Raw genomic sequence first — 7,796 nt, 5'->3', positions numbered from 1 at the left:
GCACCGACTTGCCCGAGCCGCTGGGGCCGACCAGCGTGATGAACTCGCCCTTGCGGATCGAGAGGTCAACGCCGTCGAGCACGATGACGCGGTCGGTCGCCTCGCCATCGACGGTGACGAACTGCCCCGGCTTGAGCTGGAAGGTCTTGCTGATGTCGCTGACGACGATACGGTCCATATCTGTCTCCGATCGGTTCACTGCGCCACGCGGATGCGGTGCGTCGGGTCGAATTCCGAACCGCCGGCCTTGCCGCGCTTCCAGCCGAGCGCGCGGGCATAGGAGCCAAACAGCTGTCGGGCGTCGGCCTGAGCTTCCGTGATGCCGGTCGGCCCTTCGGCGAACTCGGCCACATAGAGCGCGTCGGTCGGGCAGTAGATCTCGCACAGGAAGCAGGTCTGGCAGTCCTCCTGGCGGGCGATCACCGGCACGCCGCTCTCGGTCGCGTCGAAGACGTTGGCCGGGCACACCTTGACGCAGATGTCGCATTCGACGCAGCGCGTGGCCGAGACGATCTCGATCATGACGCCAGCTCCGCCAGCCGCTCAGGCGCGCCTGCGATGCGGAACGCATCCACACCGGTGATGACCAGCCGGTGCGCGAAGGCCGGGCTCTTGCCCGGCAAATCGGTGCGGCGATGCATACCGCGGCTCTCGGTGCGGTGCAGCGCTGCGGCCACGGACCAGCGCCCGGCGGCGGCGATCGAAGCTGCCTCTCGGGTACGGACCCTATCCAGCCCGTCGCCTTGCAGATGGTCGCGCACGTCGCGCCAGACACTCTCCAGCCGCTCGCCGCTTTTCTCCAGGCCTTCGCCGGTGCGGAAGAAATTCTTGTCGAGCGGCGTCACCTCACTGCGCACCGCCTCGATGACTTCGCCTGCCGAGATGTCGACGCGCGGCGATGATGCAGGACGTAATCCAGCCTGGCCAAGCGACTGCACCTCAGTGCGGAATGCCTTGCCGGTCCGGCGCTTGGCATGGGTCGAAGCGCCCTTGCCCGCCCACCAGCCGCTGGCCAGCGCCCAGGACGAATTGACGGCGCCGCCGCCCGACACCGCACCGGTCATGATCTCGCGGCTGGCCGCGTCGCCGGCGACATAGAGGCCGGGTACGCCGGTGGCGCAATCGTCGGAGACGATGTCTATGCCGCCCGTGCCGCGCACCGTGCCTTCGGCGCGCAGGGTGATGCGGAACAGCTCGCTGAAAGGGTCGATGCCGGCGCGGTCATAGGGCACGAAGCAATTCGGCTGGCCCTGGCGCAGCCAGCCCTGCAGCGCTGGTTCGGCCTGATCGAGCCGCGCGTAGACCGGGCCGTCGATCAGCGCGCGCGCCACTTCCTCCTCGCGGTCGCCGATGCCGTTGCGCAACGGCTCGCCGGTCGGCCCGACGATCGGTGAGCCATCTTCGCGATGGAACGACGCCCAGCGGAACGGCAGCCCCTTGTTCAACGAGGAGCCGTAGGGCGCCAGCGTGTATTTGCCGGTGAACTCCATGCCCGACAGGCTGGCGCCGGCCTCCGCCGCCATCAGATAGCCGTCGCCGGTCAGCCCGGTCGCGCCGAGGATGCGCTCGCGGAAAGCGCAGCCACCGGTCGCCAGCACCACCGCGTTGGCGTCGACGCGCCAATCCTGGCCGATCTGCCTGGCGACACCGGCGGCGCCGACGATGGCATCGCCGTCCGACAAAAGTTCGAGCGCGGGATGATGGTCGAGGACGGTGACGCCGGCCAAAAGCACGCGGCGGCGCATGAAGCGCATGTAGTCCGGGCCGCGCAGATTGGCGATGTAGAGCCGGCCGTCATCCTCGCTCGGGAAGGGATAGCCCCATTCGGAAAGCCTGAGCAGGTTGCGGTAGGCGGTGTCAACGCAGCGCAGCATCCAGCGCGGGTCGGCGAGTTCGCCGGTGCGCTGCCAGCGTCGCTCGACCACGGCATGCCTGTTGTCGCCCGGCGGCACGCACCAGGTGCCGGTGTTGGACGGCGCGGTGGCGCCGCTGGTGCCGAGATAGCCCTTGTCGGCCAGCACCACCTTGGCGCCGGCCTCGGCCGCGGCGACTGCTGCCCAAGCTGCCGACGGACCGCCGCCCAGCACCAGCACGTCGGCCTGGAGCAGCAAGCTGTCGGAAGCGGATTTTTGCGGCTTGGGCATGGAGACCTGGCGAATAAAGTCGAAGCAGGCGCTAGGCCGCGCGGGCCGCGCTGGAAGACCACACCGGCTCGTTGCCCGCGCTCCACTTGATGTTGCAGCCGATCGACGGCGCCTGGCTGGCAGTGGGCCTGCCGCCCTCCAGCACCGTATCGACCGCCGCGCGCAGATCGGCACCCGTCACCGGCTTGCCGTTGCCCGGCCGCGCATCGTCGAACTGGCCGTGATAGGCGAGCCGCCGGTCAGTGCCGAACAGGAAGAAGTCGGGCGTGCAAGCCGCGCCATAGGCTTTCGCCGTCTGCTGCGACGCATCCTTGAGATAGGGGAAGGAATAGCCGAATTTTTCGGCCTCCTCGCCGATATGGGCGAGCCTCTCCTCCGGATGCGCCTCGTGGTCGTTGGCGTTGATCGCCACCACCTGCAGCCCCTTGCCCGCATAATCCCTGGCGAAAGCGGCAAGCTGCTCGCGGATCAGCACGACGAACGGGCAGCGGTTGGAGATGAAAGCGACGAGCAAGGCCGGCTTGGCGTCGAAATCGGCAAGGCGGTGCAGCACACCTTGCGCGTCGGGCAGCAGGAAGTCGGCGGCCCTGGTGCCGAGGTCGACCGGATTGGACTCTGTTTTCGGCATCGATGCGCTCCCTTGTGCAACCATTTTCACAGGCCAAGATGCGAGCGCTCCGAGCGTTTGCAGTTAGTCTATGAATTTAGTATAATTATAGGCTGGAGAGCGCATTCACGGTCAACCGCGCGGCTTAGAATATCGTGCCAATGTTTCAGGCCGAGCCGCCAAGTTTGTTCGGGCGGAAGCCGATCCGGAGAAATCCGGACGGACAGCATTTATGAAGCGCAACGGGGTTCGGCGACGAAATTGTACTGCCCAGCCGAACCGTCTTGCGATTTTCGCGACATCATTCCCCTTCCGGATAGAGCGCTTTCGCCAGGTCGCGGATCGCATCCGATGTGCGCGGGCTGAAGCCGATCATGTAGGCGCCGTCGAGCACGACCAGCGCCTTGTTGGCTGCCGCCGGCGTTGCCGCCAGCGCGCGGTTGCCGAACACCAGCTCGGCCGACGGCCCGCCCTTGCCGTCGCCCATCATCAGGATGACGTCAGGCGCCATCTCGATCAGTTTTTCCTCCGACGCCGCCTTGTAGCCCTGTACGATGTCCATAGGGTTGAGGCCGCCGGCATAGCGGATGATGGCGTCGGCAGAAGTACCCGCGCCGGCAGCGCTCAGACGTACCAGGCCATGGAAGAACACCACCTTCTTGCGCCGCTCCGGCGGAATTTGCGACGCCAGATCCGCGGCAGCCTGAAAGGCGGTGAGCACCTCGGCGGAAACCGCCTTGCCCTTGTCCTCGAGCCCAAGGCTGGCGGCGATCAACGTGATCTTGTGCTCGATGCCTTGCGGGCTGTTGTCCTGCGGGACCAAGACGATCGGGATTGCCAGCGACTTCAGCACCTCGACCGCTTCAGGAGGCCCGCTGTCTTCTGCGGCCAGGATCAGGTCGGGACGCAGGCTGGCCAGCCCCTCGACCGAAAGCTGGCGGCGGTAGCCGACATTGGGTTTTTGCGCGACTTCAGGCGGATATTTGCTGCCGCGATCTATAGCGACGATTCGCCCGCCGGCGCCCAGCGCGTGGACGATCTCGGTGACGTCGGAACCGAGCGTCACGATCCGGGTCGCCGCGCCCGGCACGACGGTTCGCCCCAGCGCATCGACAACGATCTCGGCGGCCAGCGCCTTGAAGCCGCAGAAAGGCGCCAGCACCGACAGTGCCAGAAGCAGCACCGCCGCGATCCTGCCCGGTTGCGACCAGTGGGTCGTCTTGCCTTCGCCTAAACTGCCGACCATGCCGCTGTTCCCGTGCCAGATGCTTCTCGAAGATGGTCGGCTATAAATTTAAAGTTGACTTATGTCATCATGTTTTAATATGTGACCCGTGCCCTGACCTGACTGGTCGAGGGATTTTCAATAATGCCAGCCAAGGCCGCTCAGCCACCGCCAGCAGTTTTGCTTTTGCTTGGGGGCTGCATGACAACGACAACAAACACGACATTGATGGCGAGCACGGCGCTCGCCTTCGTGCTCGGCCTCTGCGCCGTGCCTCTTGCCAGCGCGCAGGAACAGGACCGGGAGAAAAAGACCGCCGCCAAGACCGGCCGCCTGGCGCCGGCCAGTGTCGCGCAGAACCAGCCGGCGACGATGCTCGACGTGATCACCATCTCGGCAACGATGATCAAAACGGCGGTGATCGAATCGATGGCCGCCATCAGCGCCGTCGATCAGGACGAACTCGACCGCATCCAGCCCGACACAGCCGCCGACATCTTCCGCACCACACCGGGCGTCGCTGCCTCGATGAATGGCGACGATCCCGCAACCGCCATCAACATCCGCGGCCTGGAGCAATATGGCCGCGTCGTCGTCACCCTCGACGGCGCCCGCCAGGACTACTGGCGCGTCGGTCATGGCTCTGGCTCGTTCTATGTCGAACCCGACCTGATCAAGGAAGCCACCGTCATTCGCGGTCCGGTGTCGAATGCCTATGGTTCCGGCGGCATCGGCGGCGTCGTCTCCTTCGAGACCAAGGATGCCGGCGATTTCCTCAAGAAGGATGAGCGCTGGGCGCTGAGCGAGAAGCTCGGCTACGAGGACAATGGCGACGGCTTCACCACCAGCACCACCGGTGCCTACCGCTTCAGCGACGATGCCGATATCATCGGCAACCTCATCTACCGCGACCGCGACAGCTACACCGATGGCAATGGCGACACCGTGCCGTGGACCGGCGAGCGGGTGACCAGCGGCTATCTGAAGGCGACGTTGCGGCCGGCCGATGGCCATGAGCTGAAGCTCGGCGCCATCCGGCAGCGCTACAACGACCAGATCACCGGATCGAGCGGCTCGACCTCGCCGACCCTGAGCCGCTATGACACCGACACCACCAACCAGACCTACACCGCCGCTTACACCTGGAAGCCCGACGACAACGCGCTGATCGACTTCAGCGCCAATGCCTATCACAACCGCACCCGCGCCGAGCAGACTCAGGTCTGGCCGACCTCGGCGATCGGCAATTTCCGCTTCTACGACGTGGCCACGACAGGTTTCAATGTGAAGAACTCCTCGCGGTTCGACGTCTGGGGACTAGCACATACGCTGACCTACGGACTCGACTACTACTATCTCGAGGCCTCCTCGGAAGCGGCGCATTTCGGCGCTGGCCAACAGCAGGGTTATGGCGGCTTCCTGCAGTGGCAGGGCGATTACGAGGATTGGCTGCAGGTCATCGCGGCGATGCGCTATGACGGTTACCAGCTCGATGGCGAGACGCGCATCCCGTCACCGCAGGAAGCCTCGATCTCCGGCGATCGTTGGTCGCCGCGCCTCACCGTCGGCGTCACGCCATTCGATGGCTTCCAGCTCTATGGCACCTATTCCGAAGGCTACCGGGCGCCGGGTCTGCAGGATGTCTTCCGTGGCGGCGGCGCGCATGGCGGCGGTGATACATATCGGCCCAATCTTCTGCTGCAGCCCGAGATGGCAAAGAACTGGGAGGCCGGCGTCAACGTGAAATATGACGATGTGCTGACGGCGGGTGATCGGCTGCGCGCCAAGGTCAACGTTTTCCACACTGACGTCGAGGATTACATCGACGTCGACCTCACCGTGCTGCCGCGCACGGCAATCAACATCGGCGACGCACGCCTGAAGGGCGTAGAGGCCGAGATGGTTTATGATTATGGCTGGGGTTTCGTGAACCTCTCCGGCGCGCTGATCGACGCCAAGGTCGTCAGCGGCGTCTATTCCGGCCAGGCGTTGAACAACACGCCGCTCGACCGCTTCTCGGCCACGATCGGCTTCCGCATGCTGGAGGACCAGCTCACCGTCGGCGCGCAATATCTCAGCGTCGGCAAGATCACCCGCACCAGCCGCACCAATCCCAACGCCGTGCCGGTCGTCGATGACGGTTTCGATCTGGTCAATGTCTTCGCCAACTGGCGCGTCAACGACAACCTCAAGCTCGATTTCGGCGTCGATAACATCTTCAACACCGCCTACACCGATCCGCAAAGCGCATGGTCGACCTCGGCGGCAACAGAACAGGGCAAGGGCCGCACCTTCAAGGTGGCCCTCACCGGCAGGATCGGAGGCTGACAATGAACGAAGCATCGGTGCGTGAACTGGCCTGCGAGGCACGGCTCAACCTGCGGCGTCTGCCGGACTACATGGACAGCATCTCCGACAGGCTGCGGAGCTTCGAGGCCGATGCTTCGCATCAGGGACAGCGCATCGATTTCCGCTTTGCCTTCGGCGGCGCCTCGTTCGACATGGAGCGGCTGGTGATGCGGGCCAATGCTGCCGCCCGCGACGGGCTCGCCCGTATCAAGGACCTGCTCGCCACAGCCGTACAGGTCTACGCCAAGGAGGAAAACCCCGAGATCGTCTGGACCGGCGATCTCTCAGGCGAAACCAGCCTCGCCCAGTTCCGCGAGATGGTGGTGACCGATGTTCGCGACCTCACTCCGAATATGCGCCGCATTCGTCTGGCCGGCGAGAATCTCTCGCGCTTCGCCAAGTTCGGCGGCATGCATATCCGCATGCTGTTTCCGACCAGGGACGTCCCCGATCCGCTGTGGCCGGTGCTGGGCGGCAATGGCTTACCGGTCTGGCCCACCGACGACCGGCGCCCGGTGGCGCGCGTCTACACCATCCGCGCGCTTGACGTGGAAAAGGGCATCATCGATGTCGACTTCCTGATCCATCCCGGCGAGAGCGTCGGCTCCGCCTGGGCCATGCAGGCCGCGCCCAGCATGAAGGTTGGCATCATGGGCCCGGTCGGCCGTCCGGTGCGGCAGGCAGAATGGTACGTCATGGGCGCCGATGAAACCGGCTTGCCGGCGCTGGCTCGGCTGCTGGAGACGCTACCGGCCGGGACAAAAGGCGTCGCCTTCGTCGAGATCGCCAATGATGGTGAAAGACAAGCGATCAACAATGGCACGGGCATCGAGGTTCATTGGCTGACACGGGATGGCGTGGCGGCGGGCGAGGACAGACTGCTGGCCGAGGCTGTCCGCTCGGTGGCGTGGCCGCAGGACGGTTCGGCCTTCGGCTGGTTCGCGGCGGAAGCCGCTGCCGCCAAGATCGTGCGCGAATGTTGGCGCGACACGCTGGGGCTTGGTCGCGATCAAACGCTGGCGGCGGCCTATTGGCGGCGTGGCTCTGCCGGATTGATGGCGGGGTGAACTCTGATGATCGGCCCGCGGTCTTTGCCGATGCCGATATCAATCTGATCACCGGAGACAAGGTTCGAAATATCGCACACCACCAGCGGCATGCGGATGTCATAAAGAAATTCGGCAACGATGGCACCGACCGCCAGGATCGGGTCCGGCCGCTCCAGAAGAATACCGGCCGGCGCCGTGCCCCTGCGGATCGCCTCGGCCAGGACCGAGGATGAAGACGACGAGCCGCGCCCGCTCGGCATGACCAAAATCCTGCCGGCGACATTTCGGCCGAGGCCGGGGTGCGAATGGTCTGTTATCTCGCCGGTCTCGGCATCGATACCGCCCCAGAAGCTGAGCGGTTGCGAAAACACCAGCGCCTGACCCTCAGCGTCACCGGCCAGCTGGAAAGTGCCGGTTCGTTC

Annotated in this window: 7 protein-coding genes and 1 pseudogene; 2 read left to right on the top strand and 6 right to left on the bottom strand. The window is 65.1% G+C overall.

What is annotated here, in order from left to right:
* The 5 genes and pseudogenes from EN932_RS39755 to EN932_RS23660 all read right to left on the bottom strand — a co-directional run.
* Positions 1-178: pseudogene (locus EN932_RS39755) on the bottom strand (ATP-binding cassette domain-containing protein); the annotation flags it as partial.
* A gap of 17 nt (positions 179-195) precedes the next feature.
* Positions 196-522, bottom strand: coding sequence for a ferredoxin family protein (locus tag EN932_RS23675; RefSeq protein ID WP_013530816.1), 327 nt, complete (start codon positions 520-522; stop codon positions 196-198).
* Complete coding sequence (locus EN932_RS23670) at positions 519-2,144, bottom strand: FAD-binding protein (RefSeq protein WP_024501571.1); 1,626 nt, start codon at positions 2,142-2,144, stop codon at positions 519-521. The genes EN932_RS23675 and EN932_RS23670 overlap by 4 nt, the downstream gene beginning before the upstream one ends.
* 31 nt (positions 2,145-2,175) lie before the next feature.
* Positions 2,176-2,772, bottom strand: a complete 597-nt coding sequence (locus EN932_RS23665) for a thioredoxin family protein (protein ID WP_024501572.1) — start codon at positions 2,770-2,772, stop codon at positions 2,176-2,178.
* A gap of 280 nt (positions 2,773-3,052) precedes the next feature.
* Positions 3,053-3,997: an ABC transporter substrate-binding protein gene (locus EN932_RS23660; RefSeq protein WP_127388343.1), complete on the bottom strand. Its 945-nt coding sequence runs from the start codon at positions 3,995-3,997 to the stop codon at positions 3,053-3,055.
* 180 nt (positions 3,998-4,177) lie between these two features.
* On the opposite strand from EN932_RS23660, the gene EN932_RS23655 reads away from it, so the two are divergent.
* Together EN932_RS23655 and EN932_RS23650 are read left to right on the top strand one after the other, a co-directional pair.
* A complete protein-coding gene (locus tag EN932_RS23655; RefSeq protein WP_127384740.1) occupies positions 4,178-6,304 on the top strand; it encodes a TonB-dependent hemoglobin/transferrin/lactoferrin family receptor in 2,127 nt (708 codons plus the stop codon).
* Between the two features lie 2 nt (positions 6,305-6,306).
* Positions 6,307-7,392 (top strand): siderophore-interacting protein, encoded by a 1,086-nt coding sequence (locus tag EN932_RS23650; RefSeq protein WP_127369415.1) that lies wholly within the window; start codon positions 6,307-6,309, stop codon positions 7,390-7,392.
* Here the strand turns inward: EN932_RS23650 and EN932_RS23645 are convergent.
* On the bottom strand, positions 7,353-7,796 hold a 444-nt coding region (locus tag EN932_RS23645), incomplete at its 5' end, for a DUF126 domain-containing protein (RefSeq protein WP_128369107.1). The genes EN932_RS23650 and EN932_RS23645 overlap by 40 nt on opposite strands.

Source organism: Mesorhizobium sp. M7A.F.Ca.US.002.01.1.1, assembly GCF_004022955.1.
GTDB lineage: Bacteria > Pseudomonadota > Alphaproteobacteria > Rhizobiales > Rhizobiaceae > Mesorhizobium > Mesorhizobium ciceri.
The sequence above is the reverse complement of the archived record's forward strand: the minus strand, read 5'-3'. Positions and strand labels throughout refer to the sequence as shown.